The 22,227-nt window shown below is 29.7% G+C and carries 22 protein-coding genes; 14 read left to right on the top strand and 8 right to left on the bottom strand.

Translation table 11 applies throughout. The features are described 5' to 3' along the window. From OT390_RS01045 to trxB, 11 genes are all read left to right on the top strand, one after another. Positions 1-657 carry a 16S rRNA (uracil(1498)-N(3))-methyltransferase gene (locus tag OT390_RS01045; protein WP_002851903.1) on the top strand — a complete coding sequence of 219 codons (657 nt, stop codon included), beginning with the start codon at positions 1-3 and terminating at the stop codon, positions 655-657. A 78-nt stretch (positions 658-735) separates the two neighbouring features. Further along, positions 736-936 carry a 50S ribosomal protein L31 gene (gene rpmE, locus OT390_RS01040; protein WP_002860655.1) on the top strand — a complete coding sequence of 67 codons (201 nt, stop codon included), beginning with the start codon at positions 736-738 and terminating at the stop codon, positions 934-936. A 2-nt stretch (positions 937-938) separates the two neighbouring features. Then, positions 939-1,763, top strand: coding sequence for a 16S rRNA (cytidine(1402)-2'-O)-methyltransferase (gene rsmI / locus OT390_RS01035; protein WP_052775315.1), 825 nt, complete (start codon positions 939-941; stop codon positions 1,761-1,763). 13 nt (positions 1,764-1,776) lie between these two features. Continuing rightward, positions 1,777-2,460 carry a 23S rRNA (guanosine(2251)-2'-O)-methyltransferase RlmB gene (gene rlmB, locus OT390_RS01030; protein WP_044258376.1) on the top strand — a complete coding sequence of 228 codons (684 nt, stop codon included), beginning with the start codon at positions 1,777-1,779 and terminating at the stop codon, positions 2,458-2,460. Continuing rightward, a complete protein-coding gene (locus tag OT390_RS01025; protein WP_002854357.1) occupies positions 2,453-3,391 on the top strand; it encodes a membrane protein in 939 nt (312 codons plus the stop codon). Before rlmB ends, OT390_RS01025 begins: the two co-directional genes overlap by 8 nt. After that, the gene (locus tag OT390_RS01020; protein WP_002873411.1) at positions 3,385-4,191 is read left to right on the top strand and encodes a hypothetical protein; all 807 of its coding nucleotides are present in this window, start codon (positions 3,385-3,387) and stop codon (positions 4,189-4,191) included. Before OT390_RS01025 ends, OT390_RS01020 begins: the two co-directional genes overlap by 7 nt. An 11-nt stretch (positions 4,192-4,202) precedes the next feature. Beyond that, positions 4,203-5,405 carry an LL-diaminopimelate aminotransferase gene (locus OT390_RS01015; protein WP_002867932.1) on the top strand — a complete coding sequence of 401 codons (1,203 nt, stop codon included), beginning with the start codon at positions 4,203-4,205 and terminating at the stop codon, positions 5,403-5,405. A gap of 3 nt (positions 5,406-5,408) precedes the next feature. Continuing rightward, entirely contained in the window at positions 5,409-6,656 is a 1,248-nt protein-coding gene (locus tag OT390_RS01010; RefSeq protein WP_002851705.1) for a homoserine dehydrogenase, read from the top strand. Then, positions 6,656-6,994 carry a YraN family protein gene (locus OT390_RS01005; RefSeq protein ID WP_002851874.1) on the top strand — a complete coding sequence of 113 codons (339 nt, stop codon included), beginning with the start codon at positions 6,656-6,658 and terminating at the stop codon, positions 6,992-6,994. Before OT390_RS01010 ends, OT390_RS01005 begins: the two co-directional genes overlap by 1 nt. Positions 6,995-7,050: 56 nt before the next feature. Further along, a complete protein-coding gene (gene trxA, locus OT390_RS01000) occupies positions 7,051-7,365 on the top strand; it encodes a thioredoxin (RefSeq protein ID WP_002778629.1) in 315 nt (104 codons plus the stop codon). A 133-nt stretch (positions 7,366-7,498) separates the two neighbouring features. After that, a complete protein-coding gene (gene trxB, locus OT390_RS00995) occupies positions 7,499-8,437 on the top strand; it encodes a thioredoxin-disulfide reductase (RefSeq protein ID WP_002867934.1) in 939 nt (312 codons plus the stop codon). Between the two features lie 37 nt (positions 8,438-8,474). Here the strand turns inward: trxB and OT390_RS00990 are convergent, their stop codons facing one another. Continuing rightward, entirely contained in the window at positions 8,475-10,256 is a 1,782-nt protein-coding gene (locus OT390_RS00990; protein ID WP_406611499.1) for a PhoX family protein, read from the bottom strand. 134 nt (positions 10,257-10,390) lie between these two features. Then, entirely contained in the window at positions 10,391-12,361 is a 1,971-nt protein-coding gene (locus OT390_RS00985) for a methyl-accepting chemotaxis protein (protein WP_406606533.1), read from the bottom strand. Between the two features lie 268 nt (positions 12,362-12,629). On the opposite strand from OT390_RS00985, the gene OT390_RS00980 reads away from it, so the two are divergent. The 3 genes from OT390_RS00980 to OT390_RS00970 are packed head-to-tail and all read left to right on the top strand — an operon-like array spanning position 12,630 to position 15,183. Next, positions 12,630-13,520 carry a metal ABC transporter solute-binding protein, Zn/Mn family gene (locus OT390_RS00980; protein ID WP_002874274.1) on the top strand — a complete coding sequence of 297 codons (891 nt, stop codon included), beginning with the start codon at positions 12,630-12,632 and terminating at the stop codon, positions 13,518-13,520. A gap of 12 nt (positions 13,521-13,532) precedes the next feature. Then, positions 13,533-14,387: an ABC transporter ATP-binding protein gene (locus tag OT390_RS00975; RefSeq protein ID WP_002869855.1), complete on the top strand. Its 855-nt coding sequence runs from the start codon at positions 13,533-13,535 to the stop codon at positions 14,385-14,387. Then, a complete protein-coding gene (locus tag OT390_RS00970) occupies positions 14,380-15,183 on the top strand; it encodes a metal ABC transporter permease (protein WP_002874273.1) in 804 nt (267 codons plus the stop codon). The genes OT390_RS00975 and OT390_RS00970 overlap by 8 nt, the downstream gene beginning before the upstream one ends. Here the strand turns inward: OT390_RS00970 and OT390_RS00965 are convergent. The 6 genes from OT390_RS00965 to OT390_RS00940 form a co-directional block, all read right to left on the bottom strand. Beyond that, positions 15,172-16,503: an McrC family protein gene (locus OT390_RS00965; RefSeq protein WP_394535969.1), complete on the bottom strand. Its 1,332-nt coding sequence runs from the start codon at positions 16,501-16,503 to the stop codon at positions 15,172-15,174. The genes OT390_RS00970 and OT390_RS00965 overlap by 12 nt on opposite strands. After that, positions 16,496-18,484 carry an McrB family protein gene (locus OT390_RS00960; protein WP_406611498.1) on the bottom strand — a complete coding sequence of 663 codons (1,989 nt, stop codon included), beginning with the start codon at positions 18,482-18,484 and terminating at the stop codon, positions 16,496-16,498. Before OT390_RS00960 ends, OT390_RS00965 begins: the two co-directional genes overlap by 8 nt. 104 nt (positions 18,485-18,588) lie before the next feature. Then, positions 18,589-19,011 carry a ribosome maturation factor RimP gene (gene rimP / locus OT390_RS00955; protein ID WP_071311216.1) on the bottom strand — a complete coding sequence of 141 codons (423 nt, stop codon included), beginning with the start codon at positions 19,009-19,011 and terminating at the stop codon, positions 18,589-18,591. Continuing rightward, positions 19,001-19,363, bottom strand: coding sequence for a 30S ribosome-binding factor RbfA (gene rbfA / locus OT390_RS00950; protein WP_002778650.1), 363 nt, complete (start codon positions 19,361-19,363; stop codon positions 19,001-19,003). Before rbfA ends, rimP begins: the two co-directional genes overlap by 11 nt. Next, complete coding sequence (gene infB / locus OT390_RS00945) at positions 19,360-21,975, bottom strand: translation initiation factor IF-2 (RefSeq protein WP_002868393.1); 2,616 nt, start codon at positions 21,973-21,975, stop codon at positions 19,360-19,362. Before infB ends, rbfA begins: the two co-directional genes overlap by 4 nt. Continuing rightward, positions 21,962-22,219 (bottom strand): DUF448 domain-containing protein, encoded by a 258-nt coding sequence (locus OT390_RS00940; protein WP_002859353.1) that lies wholly within the window; start codon positions 22,217-22,219, stop codon positions 21,962-21,964. The genes infB and OT390_RS00940 overlap by 14 nt, the downstream gene beginning before the upstream one ends. Positions 22,220-22,227 lie beyond the last annotated feature (8 nt).

Raw genomic sequence — 22,227 nt, 5'->3', positions numbered from 1 at the left:
ATGCAATTTTTGTATAACAAGCAAGCTGGAGAAGAGTTTATACAACTTCAAGGTGAAAACTTTAACCATTTAAAAGTAAGAAGAGTAAAGGAAAATTCGGAGCTAAATCTTAGAAATTTACAAGATAATTTTCTTTACAACTATACAATCACAAATTTAACAAGAAATTCTTGCACTTTAAAATTTTTAAACAAAAAATCACAAAATATAAAACAAAGTGAATTAAACTTAGCCTTAGCCATTATAGATATTAAAATTTTAGAAAAAACTCTACCTTTCTTAAATGAACTTGGAGTAAAAAAGTTACATTTGGTTTTTACAAATTTTTCACAAAGAAATTTTAAAATCGATTTAGAAAGATTTGAAAAAATCATTATTTCTTCTTGTGAACAATGCGGTAGAAATACTAAAATGGATTTAATTATCCACCAAAGCACTCAAGAATTTGTTCAAAAATTTCCAAATGCAATTATGGTTGATTTTCAAGGAGAACAACAAAGTCATTTCGATGAAAAAGAATTATATTTTATAGGTCCTGAAGGTGGATTTAACAATGATGAGAGATTATTGTTTAACCGGAAAATCTCTCTTAAAAGCTCTAATATTCTAAAAAGTCAAACAGCTATTATAGCTATAGCTTCAAAAATTTTGCTTTAACTTTTCTTAAATTAATCTCTTTTTTATGTTAAATAATTTATAATCACGGCTTATTGTTTTAATTTTTAAGGAAAACTAATGAAAAAAGAAATTCACCCAGAATATATAGAATGCAAAGTAAGTTGTGCTTGTGGAAATACTTTTACAACAAAGTCAAACAAAGCAGAATTAAGAGTAGATATTTGTTCAAATTGCCATCCTTTTTTTACAGGCAGTGAAAAAATTGTAGATGCTGCAGGTCGTGTAGAGAAATTTAAGAAAAAATACGCAATGCAATAATTATGCTTTATTTTATTCCTACTCCCATAGGAAATTTAAGCGATATTTCTTTTAGAGCCTTAGAACTTTTAAAGACTTGCGATCTTGTGTTTTGCGAAGATACAAGAGTAAGTAAGTCTTTGATTTCGTTATTAAATACCAAATTTCATACTGATATACATATTTCTAAATTTATAGCCTTACACTCCCATAATGAAAAAGAAGTTTTAGCAAGTATTGATTTAAAGATATTTGAAAAAAATGTAGCTTATTTAAGCGATGCAGGAATGCCAGGGATTAGTGATCCTGGCAAGGCTTTGGTAGAATTTGCACAAGAAAATAATATCACCTATGAAATTTTACCAGGTGCAAATGCAGCCTTAGTTGCTCTTGTAAGCTCAGCATTTTGTCAAAAAGAATTTATCTTTATTGGTTTTTTAGCAAATAAAGGCAAAGAAAGACAAAAAGATATAGAAAAAATTTTAAACTTTCCTTATCCAAGTATTATTTACGAATCCCCCAAGCGTATTTTATCTTTAGTAGAACAGATTATGATTCTAGACGGCCAAAGAGAAATTTTTTTGATTAAAGAAATCAGTAAAAAATTTGAAAAAAAATTTAAAGGCAATGCTAAAGAGCTTTCTGAAATTTTAAAAAAGTCTAATTTAAACGGTGAATGGGTTGTAGTACTGCAATCAAAAGAGCAAAATTTTTTGCAAAATACTCTTTGTGAAAAAGATATTATGGATTTAGAGCTGTCTTTAAAAGCAAAAGCAAAATTATTATCAAAGATCAATGGAAAAAATGCAAAAGAAATTTATCAAAAACTGCTTTTAAGTCAAGATTAGGTAAAATTTTAATATGATAGTTTATGGGAAGCAAATATTTTTTTATATTTTAGAATATCATAAAGACTGTATCAATGAGCTTTATTTAGCAAAAGAATGTGATAAAATTACTTTTTCCAAAATCGCAAAATCAGGTTTTAAAATCAAAAAACTTGATTTTAAAACTGCTCAAGCTTATGCGAAAGGTGGAAATCATCAAGGTTTTTTGCTAGATATTAAAGAAAGTTCTTTTGCGAATTTAAATGAGATCAAAAAAAATGATTTTATTGTTATGCTTTATGGAATTAGCGATGTAGGAAATATAGGGGCTATCACGCGTACAGCTTATGCTTTAGGGGTTGGGGCTTTAATTTTTATTGGTGAAAAATTAGCCATGGAAGGAGTAATTCGCACAAGCAGCGGAGCGGCTCTTGATTTACCTATTGCAATAAGCAACGATGCTTTAAGTGTAATAAACGAACTAAAACAAGTAGGTTTTTATTTTTATGCGAGCGATGGCTCGGGAAAAGAAATTCACAGTGTAAAAATAAGCAATGGTAAAAAAGTTTTAGTTTTGGGTAGTGAGGGTTTTGGTTTAAACTCTAAAATTATAAAAAAGTGCGATGAATGTGTGGGCATTGCGATGAAAAATAATTTTGATAGTCTTAATGTCAGCGCTGCTTTTGCAATACTTTGTGATAGGATGTTAAATGCTTAATTGGAAAAAAATACAAGAATTAAATTTAAAAGAAGTTGCAGCAAAAACGCAAATTGAACTTGATTTTCTTGAAGCTTTAGTAGAAAAGAATTTTGCTGTTTTAAGTCGTTTTAATGTTAAAGGTTTTGTTAAAATTTTAAGCAGAGAATACGAACTCGACTTTAGTGATTTTAACGAAGAGTATGAAGCTTATCTTAACGAAAACAATCCTACTCCACAAACAAAATCAAAAATGATAACCCCAAAACTAGATGCTTATAGTCAAAAATCCTCTAACGCTTGGCCTTTTTTGATTGTTCTTATTGTTTTAGTGATTATAGGAAGTGGAATTTATTATTTTGATACACTTAAAACTTTTTTCAAAGATGAACAAAATAATACTAGTGCAACAGTTATAGACATAATAGGACAAGCACAAGAAAATTTAAAATCTTTAAGTGGAAACAATGTTGTTGTTATAGACAACAATAAAGCACAAGAAACAAATCAAACAGAGAGCGTTTTACCAAGCCAAAACACCTCATTACAAGAAAATGATAAAAACATAAGCATAGAAAATAATATCAGTGAAAATAACACAACTCTACTCGATGAAGAAAAAAATACCCAAATCCAAGAAGACACAAATACACTAAAAACTGATTCTTTAAAAGAAGCACATTTTAAAACCTCTACCAAGATTTGGATAGGTTTGATAGATTTAAAAAGCCTTAAAAAAACAAGCTTTGTTAAAGAAAAAGATTTTAATATTTCTTTAGATAAAGATCAGTTAATTTTAACAGGGGCTGCAGCTTTAACAATGTTTGATCAAGAAAATAAAGAACAAAAATTTCCTGTAGGAATTTCAAAACGTTTCTTGATTAAAGATGGAAAAATTACCAGTATTTCAGCTGCTGAATTTGTAAAATTAAATAAAGGTAAAGAATGGTAAAAAAAATTATTATTCTTACTTTTTGGGTTAATATATCTTTTGCAATCTCAAGTCTTGAATTAGCAAAAAATTTAGTAAACAATCCTAGTAAAAATTCTCAACTAGAATTATTATTCTCAAATAATTCTTACATAGATAATAATGGAAATTGTGATATTGCAAAAATATCTCAAATATTAAAAACCAATTCTTTAATTGCCTTAACACTATCAAATCCTCAAAGTCTAAAACTAAATTTTAAAGCAAAAGCTGATGAAGTTATGTTTTTTAAAATTTTATCCGATGTTTTAACAGATGCCGGATATATATATTTTATCCCTACAGATTTGATTTTAAGAGAAGGAAATATTGACTATACCATACAAGTAGAATCTCAATATGTTTTAGATCCTGGAACGCTTTACAATCTCTTAAAAGAAAATTCTGTCTATATAGATAATATTAAGCGCATTGGAGCATATGACTATGAATATGATTTAAATTTTTCCAATGCTGTATTAAAAACCAATACAAATGTTAATTTAAATACTCCAAAATCATTAGAAAAACCCCTTAAAGACTATGTGCTTGATTTAAAAAATGCTACAAATTTGATTATTGATGCAAATGATTTAGACAATTGGTTTCCTAAAATCTTCTTTTTAGATAAAAATCTGAATCTAATTAAAGCAGTAAAAAGCGAAAATAAAAATAATCATTTTTCAGAACTTATTCCAAATGGTGCTATATATGCTATTGTAAGCGATATGTATAGTTTAGATAATATACGCAGGGGTTTAAAAATCACACTTAAAAAATAAAGGATTAAGAAATGTTTGATGAAATCCGTTTTAATACCATAGAAAGACTTCCAAATTATGTTTTCGCAGAGGTAAATGCGATAAAAATGGCAGCAAGACGTGCTGGAGAGGACATCATCGACTTTTCAATGGGAAATCCTGATGGTAAAACTCCACAACACATTATAGATAAACTTTGTGAAAGTGCTAACAAAGATAAAACCTCGGGATATTCTACATCCATGGGGATTTATAAACTTCGCTTAGCAATTTGTAATTGGTATAAAAGAAAATATAATGTCAATTTAGATCCTGAAAATGAAGTTGTAGCTACCATGGGTTCAAAAGAGGGTTTTGTAAATCTTGCAAGAGCGATTATAAATCCTGGAGATGTTGCTATTGTGCCAACTCCTGCTTATCCTATACATACTCAAGCTTTTATTATAGCAGGAGGTAATGTAGCAAAAATGCCTTTAGCTTATAATGAAAAATTTGAGCTTGATGAAAATCAATTTTTTGAAAATTTACATAAAACTTTAAATGAAAGCATCCCGCGTCCAAAATATGTCGTTGTTAATTTCCCGCATAATCCAACAACAGTAACTTGTGAGAAAAGTTTTTATGAAAGATTGATAGCAACGGCAAAAAAAGAAAGATTTTATATTATTTCAGATATTGCTTATGCAGATTTAACTTATGATAACTATAAAACTCCTTCTATTTTGGAAATTGAAGGTGCAAAAGATGTAGCGGTAGAAACTTACACTCTTTCAAAATCTTACAATATGGCAGGCTGGCGCGTGGGTTTTGTAGTAGGAAATAAACGCTTAGTCAGTGCGCTTAAAAAAATAAAATCTTGGTTTGATTATGGTATGTACACACCTATTCAAGTAGCAGCTACCATAGCTTTAGATGGAGATCAAACTTGTGTAGATGAAATCCGTGCAACTTATGATAAAAGAATGCACATTTTACTTGAAGCTTTTGAAAATGCAGGCTGGAAACTTCAAAAACCAAGAGCAAGTATGTTTGTTTGGGCAAAACTCCCTGAAAGCAAAAGACATTTAAAAAGTTTAGAATTTTCAAAGCAACTTTTACAGCGTGCTAGTGTTGCAGTAAGTCCTGGGGTAGGTTTTGGCGAAGCAGGTGATGAGTATGTAAGAATTGCTTTAATTGAAAATGAAAATCGCATACGCCAAGCTGCACGTAATATCAAAAAATATTTAAAAGAGTAAGTTATGAAAGTAGCGATTCTTGGTTATGGCACTGTTGGAAGTGCGGTGGTTAAATTTCTTTTAGAAAATGATAAACTTATTCGTGCAAGATGTGGGCAAAGCATAACTCCTGTGATCGCTCTTGCTAGAAGTCCTAAAAAAAATGCTTTAATTCCAATTACTCATAGCGTTGCAGAAATTTTAAATGCTGATGTAGATGTTTTTGTAGAATTAATGGGTGGGGTGGATGAAGCTTTTAAAATAGTGAGTGAAATTTTAAAAAAGAAAAAAGCTGTTGTTACTGCAAATAAAGCTATGCTTGCTTATCATCGTTATGAACTTGAAAATTTGGCTAAAAATTTAGCTTTTGGTTATGAAGCAAGTGTGGCTGGAGGAATTCCTATTATCAAGGTTTTAAAAGAAGGTTTAAGTGCAAATAATATTTTGGCTATAAAAGGGATTTTAAATGGTACGAGTAATTATATTTTAAGTTCTATGAGTCAAAAAAATATGAGTTTTAAACAAGCTTTGCAAATAGCTCAAAATTTAGGTTATGCAGAGGCTGATCCAACTTTTGACATAGAAGGGCAAGATGCAGCACATAAACTGCTTGTTTTATCAAGTATCGCTTATAATCTTAAAGCTAAACCTGAAGATATTTTGATCGAGGGTATTAGTGAAATTGCACCTGAAGATATGTATTTTGCTAATGAGTTTGAATTTACCATAAAACTTTTAGGTATAGCTAAGGTGCGTGAAAATAAAGTAGAATTAAGGGTGCATCCTACTATGATAGATAAAGAAAAAATGCTTGCAAAAGTTGATGGAGTGATGAATGCTATAAGCATTAATGGAGATTTGTTGGGTGAAAGTTTGTATTATGGAGCAGGAGCAGGAGGAGAGGCCACTGCAAGTGCTGTGATTTCAGATCTTATGGATATAGCAAGAGATCAGGTAAAAGCACCAATGCTTGGTTTTGTGAATACTTTAGAATACAAGCTTTTAAGCAAAGATGAAATTTATACAAAATATTATTTAAGGGTGAAAGTTGAAGATAAAATAGGGATTTTATCTAAAATCACACAATTGATGAGTGAAAATAATATTTCTATCGATAGTTTTTTACAAAAACCTAAAAAAAATGATGAAAATTACAGCACTTTGTTTTTTACTACACATTTAACTTATGAAAAAAGCATACAAAATTTGCTTGAAATTTTACGCAAACAAGATTTTATAAAAACCAAGCCTTTTATGATGCGTATAGAATAATGGGTGTAAAAGCTTATTTAGATGGAATTTTAGGGGAAGATAAGGCTTGTAAATTTTTAAAAAAACAAGGCTTTGAAATTTTAAAAAGAAATTTCCATTCTAAATTTGGAGAAATCGATATAATAGCCAAAAAAGATGAAATTTTACATTTTATAGAGGTTAAATTTACTCAAAATGATTATGAAGTTTCCGAGCGTTTGGATAGAAAAAAACTTGAAAAAATTTTAAAAACTATAGAATTTTATCATCTTAAAAATGGAATTTCATCGGATTTTCAGATTGATCTGATTTGCATTAAAAATGATGTGATACAATTTTGCGAAAATATAAGTTTTTAAGCTGATATTTAAAAAAATAAAATACAATTAGACAAAAATTAAAGAAAGGAAAAATTATGGGAAAATATATTGAATTAACAAGTGATAATTTTGCTCAAGCAAAAGAAGGTGTAGCTTTAGTTGATTTTTGGGCTCCATGGTGCGGACCTTGTAGAATGCTTGCTCCAGTTATTGATGAACTTGCAAATGACTTCGATGGTAAAGCTAAAATTTGCAAAGTAAATACAGATGAACAAGGTGATTTAGCAGCTGAATTTGGTGTTCGCTCTATTCCTACGCTTATTTTCTTTAAAAATGGTGAAGTTGTAGATCAACTCGTTGGTGCACAATCTAAACAAGCAATTAGTGATAAACTAAACTCTTTACTATAAACTAAAGGCTAGTATAACTAGCCTTCTTCTTAAAAATTTCAAATTTATACTAAATAATAATTTTTATTAACTACTATTAAGAATAATTTTTATATCATTATTAATAATAAAATTCAATATAAAGGAAATATAAATGTTAGATGTAGCAATCATAGGTGGAGGTCCTGCTGGACTTAGTGCTGGACTTTATGCAACTAGAGGTGGTCTTAAGAATGTAGTAATGTTTGAAAAAGGTATGCCTGGTGGACAAATTACCTCAAGTTCTGAAATAGAAAATTATCCAGGTGTAGCCCAAGTTATGGATGGAATTTCTTTTATGACTCCTTGGAATGAACAATGTATGCGTTTTGGTTTAAAACATGAAATGGTTGGAGTAGAACAAATTTTAAAAAATAGTGATGGAAGTTTTACCATCAAATTAGAAGGTGGTAAAACAGAACTTGCTAAAGCTGTGATAGTTTGTACAGGCTCAGCTCCAAAAAAAGCAGGTTTTAAGGGCGAAGATGAATTTTTTGGAAAAGGTGTAAGCACTTGTGCAACTTGTGATGGATTTTTTTATAAAAATAAAGAAGTTGCAGTTTTAGGTGGTGGAGATACGGCTTTAGAAGAAGCTTTATATCTAGCAAATATTTGTTCTAAGGTTTATCTTATCCACCGCAGAGATGAGTTTAGAGCAGCTCCATCTACAGTAGAAAAAGTTAAGAAAAACGAAAAAATAGAACTCATTACTAGCGCAAGTGTAGATGAAGTATATGGTGATAAAATGGGTGTTACTGGGGTAAAAGTAAAATTAAAAGATGGTAGTATTAGAGATTTAAATGTTCCAGGAATTTTTACTTTTGTTGGTCTTAATGTAAGAAATGAAATTTTAAAACAAGACGATGGTAAGTTTTTATGCAATATGGAAGAAGGTGGGCAAGTAAGTGTTGATCTTAAAATGCAAACTAGCGTTGCTGGACTTTTTGCCGCAGGGGACCTTAGAAAAGATGCGCCTAAGCAAGTTATTTGTGCTGCAGGTGATGGAGCTGTAGCTGCATTAAGTGCTATGGCTTATATAGAAAGCTTGCATTAAGATTTTATAAAGTTGCTAAAAGCAACTTTATTTTTATTTAGCTTCCTATCACTCCACCATCAAGTTTTCTTATCATCATTACACTTGATCTTGGCGTTTTTCCATAAGGAAAAGTACTACCTTTCAAACCTTCTCCTGGATGTTGTATGCCTACAAACATTGTAGTATAATCCTCACTAAAAGCAATCCCTGTTAATTCACAAGCAATAGGTCCTGTTAAAAAGCGTCTGATTTCCCCTGTTTTTGGATTTGCTGCTAGCATGCAGTTATTTCCCATGCCTTCGTATTCATCTTTATTAGAATAAGATCCATCTGTTTGTATCCAAAGTCTTCCATCTCTATCAAATTTAAGTCCATCAGGAGAATTGAATTTATTTTCACTTGTAATATTATTTGAGCCTTTATATAAGCCTTGTTGGTTATCAGGATTTCCAGCAAGAGCAAAAATTTCCCAAGTAAAATCATCGTCTTTATGAGAATTTTTTGGCATCCATTTTAAAATTTGTCCATAAACATTTTTAGTTCTTAGATTTGCTGCATTAGGTTCTTGGCGATTTTTGTTGTTCGTTAGTGTTGCAAATACTTCTTTAGAACCACTTTGTTTATGGCTTGCTATCCATTCACATCTATCCATAGGAGTTGCACCTACAATGCTTGCAGCAAGACGCGTATTGATGAGTACTTGAGCTTGAGACTTAAAACCATTTTTTTCATCTAGGCCGTTTTTGCCATATTCTAAGGCTATCCATTTTCCCTGTCCTTTAAAATCTCCCACATTGCCGTTAAACTGTCCTACATACAAAGTGCCTTCATCTAAAATTTTACTTGTATCAACACCTTTTTTGTATTTGTGTTTGCTAATAAATTTATAAATAAATTCATTCATCTCATCATCACCCATATAAACTATAACAGAACCATCTTTTTCTACGATAATTTCTGCATTTTCATGTTTAAAACGCCCTAAAGAAGTTCTTTTAACAGGTGTGCTTTTTGCATCAAAAGGATTGATTTCCACTATCCAACCAAAACGATTGGCTTCATTGATATTTTTAGCTAAATCAAATCTTTCATCAAATTTTTCCCATCCATAAAGACTAGTTTTGTTAAATCCATAGCGTTTAAGAGAGTCATTAAATTCTAGATTTTCGTCTGAACTTCCAAAAAAATCGTCAAAATTTTCTTCACAGGTGATATAAGTTCCCCAAGGTGTTTGTCCATTTGCACAATTTGCAAAAGTTCCATGAACAAATTTTTCATTTTTTAAAACTTCTTTTTTAGCTGCTCCACTTACTTGCATTTTAGTGTTTGCATCGATTCTGCGGTTATACTTAGAGTCTAAAACCACAGTCCAATCATCACCCTTTTTTTCGATTTCTAAGATACTCACACCCACACTGGCTTGCTCGTATAAAACATCTTCTTTGCTTAAATTTTTACCATGATGATTAAACATGATTTCAGGATTTATATATTCATTATTAACGGCTAAAATTCCTCTGTTTTTTGAAAGTGGAAAAAAACTCATACCATCATCGTTATCTCCAAAAACCAAATGAGCATTTTTAACTGCATTCATATCGATGATTTTATTTTCATCATAAGGTTTTGCTTTACTAAAAAGTGGATCACCCCAAGAAATTAAAACCTTTGCTTCATAACCTTGCGGTACTATAACTTTATCTTGTGTGCTTGCACTAACAGCTTTAAAACCTAACAAATCCTTATCCTTAAGCACAACAGCACTTAAATTTGAACTTGCAAAAAAAGCCACCATAGAACCTAAAGCTGAACCTTTTAAAAACAATCTTCTTTCCATTTGTTTTTACCCCATATTGAAATTTAAAACAATGGAAGTATAAAAATATTTGGAAACTTTTTAGAAACTTTGATGAAAAATTTAAATTGAAGAAAAAATTTATACCTAGTTTTTCACTAGGTATAAATGATTAATTAAAACCTTTTCTTCTTAACATCTTCTAAGATATTATTAGCTATATCACTTACTGTACTAGAAATAATAGCTGATTCATTAGCAATTTCAACATTATCTTTAGTAGTTTGATCAATTTGAGCTACGCTATCATTGATTTGAGTGATACCTGCAGTTTGTTCTTTAATACTTTCTGCCATATCATTGATAGATTGAACAAGTAAATTAGTATTAGCTTCAATTTCTGATAAAGACTTTTGAGTTCTTTCAGCTAACTTTCTAACTTCATCAGCTACCACTGCAAAGCCTCTACCATGTTCTCCAGCACGAGCTGCTTCAATAGCTGCATTTAAAGCTAAAAGATTGATTTGATCTGCAATATCACCTATAATACCTGTAACATTTTTAATCTCTTCAGATTGAGTGATAACATCACTAGTTTTAACTGAAACATTTTGCATAGAAGAAGTGATCTCTTCTAAAGCTGCTGCAGTTTCTTCTAAAGATTGAGCTTGAGAATTTGAAGAAGTGGTTAAGCTTTGAACAGCAGTTTGTAATTTTCCACTTTCATTAGCTAAAGCATTAGCAAAGTCTGAACTTTGTTTTAGCATTTTAACTATTTCATCACCTAAAGCATTAGTAGTTAATTCTACACTACCGCTAGCATTTTCTAATTTATTTCTAAAGTCTAAGCTTTTGTATTCTTCAAAAATTTTATGAATAGCATTCATATCAGAACCTACTCTAGCTTGTAAAACATCAAGAAGTTTATTTAGAACATTTTTAAGTTCAATAAGTTGTGGGTTTCTTGGATTAGCAGTAATTCTTGCTGTTAAATTACCACCTTCTACAACTGATACGGTTTGAACTGATTCTTTAACGGCTTGATTGTCTTGTTCTAAGCCTCTTTTAGTAGCAAGAATGTTTTCATTGATAGCATTTGAGATTTGTCCAAATTCATCATTGCTTTTTACTTCTATAGTAGAAACATTTTTTGTTTTATAGTTGATAAAATCAAAGAATGAAGTTAAACCTGTTTGGATAGCTGCAAGTGGGGAGAGGTATTTTGATACGATGAAATAAAGGAGGATGATGCTAATAGATATCATAACAATTAAGGCTATAACTTGTATATATGCTGCTTTAAATATAGGTTTATTTATAATATCAGCGCTTTCGGTAATACAAGCTGTATAAGCAAAGACTTTAGTACAAGCTCCAAGTCTTTCTTCATTATTTAACTTATAAGAGAAGAAGTTGTTATCACCATGAGCTTTATATGCATTTAGAACAGGAGAATGGTCTACCGAAGGATCTAATAAAGCTTCGTTGGTGGCTGCAAAAATTTTATCTTTATTATCAAAAACAAAGGTATTGCCTGGAGTTCTAGCGATTTGATCTTGTAAACTAGTTAATAAAATATCAATTCCTAAAACACCAATAAATTTACCATCCTTATAAAGAGCTTTAGAGTAAGTAATGCAGTATTCATTACTAATAGCATCAATATAAGCTGGGGTTATATAGATTTGATTACTATTTCTAGCTTCTTTATACCATTCCCTAGTAGTTGCATTATAGTTGTTGGCTTTTCCATTTATAGTTATATTAGTATTTTTTTTCTCGCTTAGATCACTACTCATGATATTTTCACCATTATCTAAACCAATATAAACAGCAAGCAAATTTCCACTATTGCGGTAGTATTTTAATATGGCCCCTACATTATTAACTATGTTATCTTGAGAATTTAGTGCTTCATAGGGTAATTTTAATATATCTTTTTCAAGAGTATTAAGCAAAGATATATTTCTGGATCTAAAATCCTCTATAGAAATTTGTGTTGCTTTAAGAAGTTCTGTTTCAGTATAAAGCGTACTTTGATACAAAGAATCTTTTGTAAAGTAAAAGCTAATGATGCTCAAAATACTTAAAGCAAAAATTGCAATTGAATTTGCAATAACAGAAAGTTTTATTTTAATACTATTCATTATTTTCCTTTTAAATTTAATTAATTTTTGTAAAAGAACTTTTAACATTAATTTTATAAAATATAAAATAATGCTAAATTTTCTTAAGAATTATAAATTAAAAAATCTAAATTTTTACTTAAATATAAAAGTGATAAAAAATTTCATTTAATAAATATTAAATTAATTTATATTTATTATTTTTATTTAAATAAATATCGCTTCGAAAATTCTATGTATTAAGCTTAATATCGTTATAATTTAAAAAATTTATATCGAAGGAAATATTTTGAAAAAAATTCTATTATTTATTTTATCTTTAGGGATATTTTATACTTTCATACAAGCTAAAAATTTAGAGCAAGAACAAAATACTAGTAGCAATTTAGTTAGTGTCAGTATAGCACCTCAAGCATTTTTTGTTAAAAAAATAGCTGCAAATACTCTAGATGTCAATGTTATTTTGCCCCCAAATAGCAATGAGCATAATTTTGAATTTAAACCAAGTACTATGAAAAAACTTGAAAAAAGTGATATTTATTTCACTATAGGCTTAGAATTTGAAAAAGTTTTTACGGATAAATTTAAACAAAATTTTTCAAAACTTCAAGTTGTAAATATGCAAAAAAACATAGCTTTGATTCAAACTCATGATACACACGAACACTCTCATGAGCATGAACACCACGAACATGAGCATTTTGATCCTCATACTTGGCTAGATCCTATTTTAGTCCAAACTATGGCTTTAAATATTTATGACACCTTGATTCAAAAATATCCACAAAATGAAAATTTATATAAAGAAAATTTAGATAAATTTTTAGCAGAATTAGATAGTTTAAATTTACAAATTGCCTCAAAATTAGAAAAATTAAAAAATAGAGAATTTGTAGTTTATCATCCTTCTTGGACATATTTTGCAAAACGCTATAATCTTACGCAAATTCCTGTAGAAATTTTAGGTAAGGAACCAAAAAGCAAAGATTTGCAAAAACTTATCACTCTAATGAAAGATAAAAATTTAAAAGTCATTTTTGTTCAAAATGGTTTCCCTGAAAATGCAGCAAAAACACTTGCTAAAGAATGTGATGCAAAAATTTACAAAATAGATCATTTATCTTATGATTGGGAAAATGAGCTTTTAAAAACTGCTGATGCCTTTTCTCATAATTTATAATCAGGTTTTTTGATGCTTTTTTTTGAAATTTCTAATCTAAACTACGCTTATAATAATGAAATCATCTTAAAAAACATCAATCTTAGCTATGACAATAAAGACTTTCTCTCTATCATAGGTCCAAATGGCGCAGGAAAATCAACACTCGTAAAACTTATCTTAGGACTTTTAAAATCCAAAAATGAAATCCATTTCAAAGCTCTTCAAAAAAAAGAAATAGGCTATGTTCCTCAACACACTCTAGCCAATCCTAATTTTTGTCCAAGAGTACTTGAAATCATTCTTATGGGACTTGTAAGTAAAAAAATTTTTGGTTTTTATGGGAAAAAAGATAAAGAAAAAGCTATGCAAGCTTTAAAAAGTGTAGGAATGGAAAAATTTTGGAACAAAACCATTGATTCTTTAAGCGGAGGACAAAGACAACGTGTTTTTATCGCAAGAGCCTTAGCTAGTGAATGCAAAATGCTTATTTTAGATGAACCTACCGCAAGCGTTGATAACAAGTCTGCTATACAAATTTTTGAACTTCTAAGCTCTTTGCACCAAAAAGGCATGGGAATTTTACTCATTTGTCACGATATCAACCTTGTATTAGCTTATAGCGATAAAATTGCACATTTAAACAAAGAACTTTTCTTGCATACCAATACTAAAGAAAAAGAAAAAAGTTCATTTTTAAAACACTTATACGAAAACCACTCTCATTTTTGTGATGTAGAAATGAGTTTAAATACTTGTTTTTGCGATGAAGAAAATTGCGATAGTAAAAAACTATGCGAACAAGAATTTACAAGAAGAAATTTGAAAAAAACAGAATTTAAAAAAGAAAATTTTTGTTTAAAATTTTCAAAGGAAAATAATGCTTGAAATTTTAAATTTCACCTTTTTTCAAAACGCTTTACTAGGAGCGATTTTAGTCAGTATAGCTTGTGGGATCATAGGTACTTTGGTGATGATAAATCGCCTTTTTTCTATGGCTGGAGGTATAACACATGGGGCTTTTGGTGGTATAGGTATAGCTTTTTATTTCTCTTTACCTATTTTATTAAGCACGGGAATATTTACTTTATTTTTGGCTTTTTTAGTAGCTTTTTTAGCTAAACACTATGAACACAGAAGTGATAGTATTATCGCTGTAATCTGGGCTTTTGGAATGGCTGTTGGGATTATTTTAATCGATTTAAGCCCTAGTTATAACACAGATTTAATGGCTTATCTTTTTGGGAGCATTTTGGCTGTAGGAACACAAGATTTATGGCTTATGGCTTTGGTTGATAGCGTGGTGGTACTTTTGATCTTTTTATTTTATAGACAATTTGAAGCATTAAGCTTTGATGCGGAATTTGCAAAAGTTCGTGGTATCAATACAAGTTTTTTTCATTATCTTTTAATCGCCCTTATGGCTTTTTGTATAGTTATTTCTATACGCCTTGTAGGGCTTATTTTAGTTATGGCTTTACTTAGTATCCCAAGCTTTATTGCTGAAAATTTTACTAAAAGACTTGGCTTTATCATGATTTTGGCAAGTTTTTTAAGTATGATTTTTTGTGTTTTAGGACTTATACTTAGCTATTATCTTAACCTCTCAAGCGGTGCTTGTATCATAGCTGTAGCTTGTTTTGGTTTTTTAATGCATTTGATAGGCAAATTTTTAAAAAGGTAAAGGTGCAAAACACACTTGCACTTTTATATCTTTTTGCCCTTGTTCTTTAAAATACAAATGTTCGCTTGCCTTAAAAACAAAAAATTTTTCTGCGATTTTTCTTTGTAAATCTTGAGTTTTTTCACATAAAGGATACACAAGTTTAATATCATAAATTTTAAATTTGCAAGCATAAGCAAACATTTGATACAAATCGCTTTGTTCTATACCCTGTTTTTTCTCATCTTCACTATCATTTGGAATTTTCCATTTGGTATCTAGGATCATTTTATTTTCTATATATAAATCAGGCTTTAACATGAAACAATTTTCATCATTTTTTGAGATTAAATACTTTCCATTGTTTTGAACTTTAATATCTTGAGCTGGATTTACTTTTTTTAGCATATAAGCTACATAATCTTCAAAAATTTTCTCCATAGGAAAAAGCAAAGCAAAAGCTTCATTTTTACCATGATAAGGCATAAAACTTTCATTTTTTAAGAAAATTTTACACCACAAAAGCAAGTTTTCATAATAATCAAAATGTCTTGAAATTTTATAACTAAAATCTTTTTCATAATTTTTAGAAAATTCTACCTCATCGAGAATTTGCATAGATTTTATAAGTCTAAATTTATTCAAACTTGTTTTTGATTTTAAAAAATTTAGCGTTGATTTTATCAAACGATTGGGTGCTATATCTAAAACAAACTCATCATTGCTTGTAAAAAATCTTTCTTTGTGTATCAAATTTCGCTTGATATGCTCGTTAAATAGTAATTTTCCCTTTAAAAAAGCCCTATTTTCTTCGCAACTTAGATAAGATCTCATCAAGCCTTTTTTATATACGCTATCAAATTCATCTAAAAACATAGTGATAAACACTTCAAATAAAGGAATTTTAGAACTTTGCAAAGATGAAATTTGTGATTTTTTAAAGGGGAAGTTTTTTAAGGTTTTTAGCATATTTATCAAAAGATTTTTAGGATTAAATTTAAAATCTTGTTCATAAAAATCATTATTTTTAGAAATATTGTCTAATTCATAACATCTTCTTAGTTTTTCTTTGTCATGATTTGAAGAGCTATCTTCTTTTTTATAGCTATCTAAATTCGTGCATTTTGGCAAAATCTCCAAAACCCCACTTTTAGTCTGTATAATGCCGACATAATTTTTAGCTTTTAAGGTATTTTTATTTTTAAAGCCTAGAAGATTTTCATTATTTTTTGCAAAGTCTTCTAGCTCTTTATAAAACCCTTCGGCCTTTTCTTTGAAAATTTCTTTTAAATCTTCTTTAGAAAAAGCTTGGTATTCGATGATGGAAAAAGTGCTATTCATTTTCGTTTTTTAATTTATTTGCTATTTCATCATTATAAATTGCTTGATATATTTCTATTTTATCCCAAATTTTATCATCAAATGAAGCAATATTATAAATACTTCTCTCGCTATTAACACTATCTAGATTTTTTATTTTTTGAAGATATTTATCATCTTTTTTATCTTCTTTAATCATACCATTATGATTTAAAACCGCATTAATCAAAGCATAATCATTATAAAAATACTCTTGCAAAAGCGGAATAATTTTATTTTGAAAAACTTTTTTTAAATCTTCTAAATTTTCAACACTTACAAAAAATGCATGACCTATGGTTTTTTCTCTATCTAGTAAATATTCTATACGAGTGTTTATAGCTTTTAATAATTCTTGTAAATTAATACCTTCACAATCCATAGATAATTTGCTCACATCAGGCATCATCTCAATAAATTCAAATCTTCTTCTTAAAGCTGTATCAAGAGAAGTTATGCTTCTATCGGCTGTATTCATAGTACCTATGATATAAACATTTTTAGGTACTCCAAATTCTTTGCCACTATAAGGCAAAGTCACTTTTAACTCTTCTTTTTCACCTATCCTTTTGCTAGCTTCTATCAAGGTTATAAGCTCACCAAAAATCTTACTTACATTACCACGATTGATTTCATCGATGATGATTATATAAGGTTTTAATTCTGGCTTTTCACTAGGATTATTATCTACTTTATAATCTTGTTCTCGTTCTTTAAACAATTTAACTAGCTGAAAATAGTAACTATCGATTTGTCTTCTATGTTTATTATTTAAAATTTGCTTAATGCTTCTTCCGTTTATAATCTTATCTTTATTTTCCAAAAGCGTTTTAAAAATTTCTAAATTTAAATACAAATTTGCATTAGTATCATCTGTGATAATTCTATATTTTTCATTATATTCTTCTAATTTAAATCCACCACTTTGAATTTTTTCTATAAATTTTTGTTGATCTACTAATTCATCTAAAAAAATTTCTATTTTGTTTTCTAAATCTTCACTCTTTACAAATTCTTCTTGTGTTAATAAAGATACTTTGTAATTATCCAAAGCTTTTTTACAAAGTTCTTTAAAAATTCCGTCTTTTATTTCGTATTCTACTTCCTTAGAATTTTCTTTGCTATCTATGCGAGGCTTTATGCCTTCTACAAATTCTTCATATCCATAGCTTTGATGAAAAGTGGTAAAAACTATTTGTCCATTTTTTACATACTCATCAAATTTTGCTTTTTTCTCATCTCTGTTTTCTAAATTTTCACCTAAAATTTCTAAAGCTTTATCTATAGTATGATAAGTTTTTCCTGTCCCTGGAGGCCCATAAAGAATTTGATTTAAAGGTATATTTTGATTTTCAATTAGTATCTTTTCATTTTCGCTTTGCTTAATCGCACTAAGATTTGAGTTGCTTAATATATCTTCAAATAATGGTTTAGCATATGACTCAACTTCATTTTTACCTAAAACACTATATTCCAAAAATCTATTCGAAGAGTATTTTCTAATATTATTAATACTAGCAATAATTTCTATCTTTTGATTTTTTATTTCTACTTTAAATTCTTTCTCACCACCTCTTGTCTTCAAATACTTAACCATATCTTTTGAAACATAATTTTTATAAGCATTGACATATTTTACAAATTCCAAATAATGAGATTTAATACAAGCATGCGGACATCGATTGCTGCTCTTAAGATCATATTCTCGCAATAGCCCATTTTTTAATTCAAATAACAAATTTGTTAAAACTTCTATAGAATTTATTTGAAACGTATCAAAATCATCTCTATTGACAATATTTAATCTTTTACATTCTTTAATTATGTCTTTTGTAGCTTTGATATATTGATTGTAATTTTTTAGTCTTTTTTCCAAAAATATCTTAAAAATTTTCTCATTTGAATCTTCTATTTGTGCTTGTATTTTATTTCCATTTGAAAAATGAAATTCAGCAATATTCATACTATTTTCCTTTTAACCTACAAATATAAAATTTTATAGTTTTTTGTGTTTATATTTAAATTTAATTATATAAAAGGTAATTAAAAAATCATATTTCTAAATTTTCACCACTCCACAAAGGTTCTAGCTTTTTTTATATCATTAAAATTTATAGTAGTTTTTTCTTTATTTTCTAAATTTTCTAAAGTGATATTTTCATCATCTACAGCAATGATTTTTGCTTCGAATTTTTCTTTTTCATTGGTTGTGATCTTCACAAGTTCACCTATACTTTTTGCAAAATGTTCTATCTTGCTAAGTTTTCTTTCAAGTCCTGGTGAAGATACTTCTAAAAAATACTCTCCATTTACAGGTGACTCTACATCAAAAATAGGCGATAAAATTTCACTAAACCTTGCACAATCATCAAGATTTACCCCGCCTTCTTTTTGTACATAAATTCTATAAATTTTTCTGCCATTTTCACTTACTAGCTCATCATCATAAAAACTAAGTCCTGCTTCTTTGCAAAGGGCTTCAAGATTCATTTTTATCCTTTTTTATTTTTTCAAAAAGTGCATCCATATGGTTTTGATACTCAAGCCTATCATCAAATTTAAAATGAAAATTCGGACACCTATACCAGCCCTGCTCACTCATGCAGTAATTTTGCAAAGCTCTACTTGCCTTTTTTAAAGAAGATAAAATTTTTTCTTGCTCATGAACATTAAAAAACATCTTATCAAGATACACAAAAGCATCGTATCTGCCTTTTTTACACTCTACATCCACTACACACAAATTTTTCAAATTTTCATCATCTAAATTTGCTAAAGCTTCAGGGATCAGCTCTTTTAAGATACTTTCAGTGCGTAGTTTTTTAATCTCACTTGGGTTCATAGACTTGCTTGTTCCTCTACTTCTTTATAGCTTTCTATATAATCACCCACTCTCATATCATCACACCCTTCTATACCTACGCCACATTCATAGCCTTTTGCCACTTCTTTAGCATCATCTTTAAAGCGTTTGAGTGAACTCACATTGCCTTCATAAACCACAACTCCATCACGGATAAGACGAATTTTAGCTCCACGGTTAATCACCCCTTCAGTTACCATACAACCTGCAATTTGTCCGATTTTTGGTACATTGATCACTTGTCTAATCTCTGCTTGTCCTAATTGCTCTTCAGAAATAATCGGGCTCATCATACCACCAAGTAAGGCTTTTACATCGTCTAAAAGATTATAAATTACATTATAAGTTTTAATTTCTACGCCTTTATCCTTAGCACGCTCTTTAACTTCCCCTGTTGGGCGTATGTTAAAACCTAGTACTATAGAGTTTTCACTCGCACTTGCAAGCTCTATATCACTTTGCGTGATTCCTCCTACTCCACTATGAATGATATTCACTTTAATCTCATCATTTCTAAGTTTTTCTAAACTTGCCTTTAAGGCTTCTAAAGATCCTTGCACATCAGCTTTTAAAATAACAGGCAAGGCTTTTAGATTACCTTCTTTGATCTTAGCTCCAAGCTCATCAATGCTAACTTTAGTGGATTTGCTAAGTTCTTTTTGGCGATTGTATTCGTGGCGTTTATTAGCATATTCTCTTGCTTCTTTATCGGTTTTTACTGCGATTAAAATTTCACCTGCATCTGCTACTTCACTAAGCCCTACGATAACCCCACATTCGCCTGGTTTAATTTCTTTTAAGGCTTTACCTTGATCATCGCTCATCGCACGCACTTTTCCATAAGCCTCGCCTGCAACCACGGTACTTCCTATAGTAAGTGTTCCATTTTGCACGATGATAGTAGCCACCGCACCACGCCCTTTTTGCACAGAACTTTCTATAATGCTTGCTTTAGCAAAACTTTTTGGATTGGCTTTAAGTTCTAAAATATCAGCTTGTAAAAGCACGATTTCAAGCAAATCTTCAATCCCCATTCCTGTTTTAGCCGAAACTCCTACAAATTCATAAGATCCGCCCCATTCTACTGGCATGATTTCCATTTCTGCGAGTTGAGTTTTTACCATATCGGGATTTGCTGCTTCTTTATCCATTTTATTAATAGCAATAATAATAGGCACACCTGCTGCTTTAGCATGATTTATCGCTTCTTTAGTTTGTGGTTTTACCCCATCATCTGCGGCTACAACGATGATTACAATATCAGTGATACTTGCACCCCTTGCACGCATAGCAGTAAAAGCTTCGTGACCTGGAGTATCAATAAAAGTAATTTTACGTCCATTTTTTTCTACCATATAAGCACCCACGTGCTGAGTAATACCCCCTGCTTCACCACTTGCAACGCGTGATTTTCTAATATAATCTAACAAAGAAGTTTTACCATGATCAACATGCCCCATGATGGTAATCACAGGTGCTCTAGTCACTAAATCTTTTTCATCAGTCTCTTCTTCATAGTCTTTTACATAATCAAACTCATCAGCCTCGTTAATGATATTGATCTCTATACCAAATTCAGCAGCCAAAATTTCAATCGCATCTTCATCTAAGAAATCATTTTTTGTTGTCATCATTCCAAGCATGAAAAGTTTTGAAATCACTTCACTAGTGCTTTTTCCTATCTTATCAGCGAATTCATACACACGAATTTCTTTAGAAATAGCAACGCTACCTACTTCTTCTACTTCCTTTTTTTCAATCTTTTTAGATGGTTTTTTACGACTTCTTCTTTGAATTCCACCTTCAAGCCCAAAACCCGCAGAATTTCCAACAGCTTGTCTTATAAAATTAGGTTGTTTTTTATTGATATTTTGTGGTTTTTCTTGTTCTTTTACACTAAAATCAGGTAATACTACCTCATCTTCATCATCTAAAGAAATATCACCAAAATCATGTTCATCTAAAAAATTCATTTTTTCGGTACTTTCTTTTTTACTCGCAACAAAAGATTTTTTTTCTTTTTTCTTTTTCTTTAAACTCTCATCAGCATTTGAAAACATAGTTTTTAAACTTAAGCGCTCTTCATTATTGATAGATATATCATTTGAATTTTTTACTTCTTCTTTTTTAACTTGAATTTCTTCTTCGTCTTTTTTCTTTTTAACAATAACAAGTCCGCGTCTTTTGGCTAAAGTTGCACTAGCAAGGCTTTGTGGCTTATGAGCATCAATAATTTCTTGTTTTTCTTCCTCTTTTGCATTTTCTTTTTCAATTTTTAATTCTTCTTTTTTAACTTCTTGTTTAAGCTTTTCTTCTTTTTTAGGTTCTTTTTTTTCAGATTCATTTAGCTTTTCTTGTTCTTTTATATTTTCTTTTTTAGGCTTTTTTGCCGTAGGAGTTTTGATATTTTTCTTAAAAGCTTCTGGAATTTCTCTTGTTTGTATATACTCATAAATAGCTGCCGCAATCTCAGGTTCTACAGCATTTGATGCTGTTTTAATTCCAAGTCCTAATTCATTTGCCTTTTCAATAATTTCCTTACTATCATAACCTAATTCTTTTGCGATTTCATGAATTCTAATCTTTGCCATTTAAAAATATCTCCTTAAGTCCTTGCTGAGTAATTTTAGTATTTAAATTTTTACATATTTTAGAAAATGCTTTTTGTAAGACTTTATCTTCTCTCTCAATACAATTTTGACATAAATATCCGCTTCTTCCATGTTCTGCTTTAGGCACAATATCTCCTAAAACAACTTTAAATCTAAATAACATATTTTGCTCAAAGCGGTTTTTACACACTATGCACATTCTAATTGGTATATGTTTTTTCAAAATTATAT

Source organism: Campylobacter sp. CFSAN122748, from assembly GCF_045277125.1.
In the GTDB taxonomy this organism is placed as follows: Bacteria; Campylobacterota; Campylobacteria; order Campylobacterales; family Campylobacteraceae; genus Campylobacter_D; species Campylobacter_D jejuni.
The sequence above is the reverse complement of the archived record's forward strand: the minus strand, read 5'-3'. Positions and strand labels throughout refer to the sequence as shown.

Coding starts and splice junctions, on each gene's coding strand:
- trxA (WP_002778629.1), top strand. CDS start 7,051: ATGGGAAAATATATTGAATTAACAAGTGATAATTTTGCTCAAGCAAAA.
- rimP (WP_071311216.1), bottom strand. CDS start 19,011: ATGAATCTTGAAGCCCTTTGCAAAGAAGCAGGACTTAGTTTTTATGAT.
- rpmE (WP_002860655.1), top strand. CDS start 736: ATGAAAAAAGAAATTCACCCAGAATATATAGAATGCAAAGTAAGTTGT.
- rsmI (WP_052775315.1), top strand. CDS start 939: ATGCTTTATTTTATTCCTACTCCCATAGGAAATTTAAGCGATATTTCT.
- OT390_RS01010 (WP_002851705.1), top strand. CDS start 5,409: ATGAAAGTAGCGATTCTTGGTTATGGCACTGTTGGAAGTGCGGTGGTT.
- OT390_RS00975 (WP_002869855.1), top strand. CDS start 13,533: ATGCTTTTTTTTGAAATTTCTAATCTAAACTACGCTTATAATAATGAA.
- OT390_RS01025 (WP_002854357.1), top strand. CDS start 2,453: ATGCTTAATTGGAAAAAAATACAAGAATTAAATTTAAAAGAAGTTGCA.
- OT390_RS01020 (WP_002873411.1), top strand. CDS start 3,385: ATGGTAAAAAAAATTATTATTCTTACTTTTTGGGTTAATATATCTTTT.
- OT390_RS00970 (WP_002874273.1), top strand. CDS start 14,380: ATGCTTGAAATTTTAAATTTCACCTTTTTTCAAAACGCTTTACTAGGA.
- OT390_RS01045 (WP_002851903.1), top strand. CDS start 1: ATGCAATTTTTGTATAACAAGCAAGCTGGAGAAGAGTTTATACAACTT.
- OT390_RS01015 (WP_002867932.1), top strand. CDS start 4,203: ATGTTTGATGAAATCCGTTTTAATACCATAGAAAGACTTCCAAATTAT.
- OT390_RS00960 (WP_406611498.1), bottom strand. CDS start 18,484: ATGAATATTGCTGAATTTCATTTTTCAAATGGAAATAAAATACAAGCA.
- OT390_RS00965 (WP_394535969.1), bottom strand. CDS start 16,503: ATGAATAGCACTTTTTCCATCATCGAATACCAAGCTTTTTCTAAAGAA.
- trxB (WP_002867934.1), top strand. CDS start 7,499: ATGTTAGATGTAGCAATCATAGGTGGAGGTCCTGCTGGACTTAGTGCT.
- OT390_RS00990 (WP_406611499.1), bottom strand. CDS start 10,256: ATGGAAAGAAGATTGTTTTTAAAAGGTTCAGCTTTAGGTTCTATGGTG.
- OT390_RS01005 (WP_002851874.1), top strand. CDS start 6,656: ATGGGTGTAAAAGCTTATTTAGATGGAATTTTAGGGGAAGATAAGGCT.
- infB (WP_002868393.1), bottom strand. CDS start 21,975: ATGGCAAAGATTAGAATTCATGAAATCGCAAAAGAATTAGGTTATGAT.
- rlmB (WP_044258376.1), top strand. CDS start 1,777: ATGATAGTTTATGGGAAGCAAATATTTTTTTATATTTTAGAATATCAT.
- rbfA (WP_002778650.1), bottom strand. CDS start 19,363: ATGAACCCAAGTGAGATTAAAAAACTACGCACTGAAAGTATCTTAAAA.
- OT390_RS00985 (WP_406606533.1), bottom strand. CDS start 12,361: ATGAATAGTATTAAAATAAAACTTTCTGTTATTGCAAATTCAATTGCA.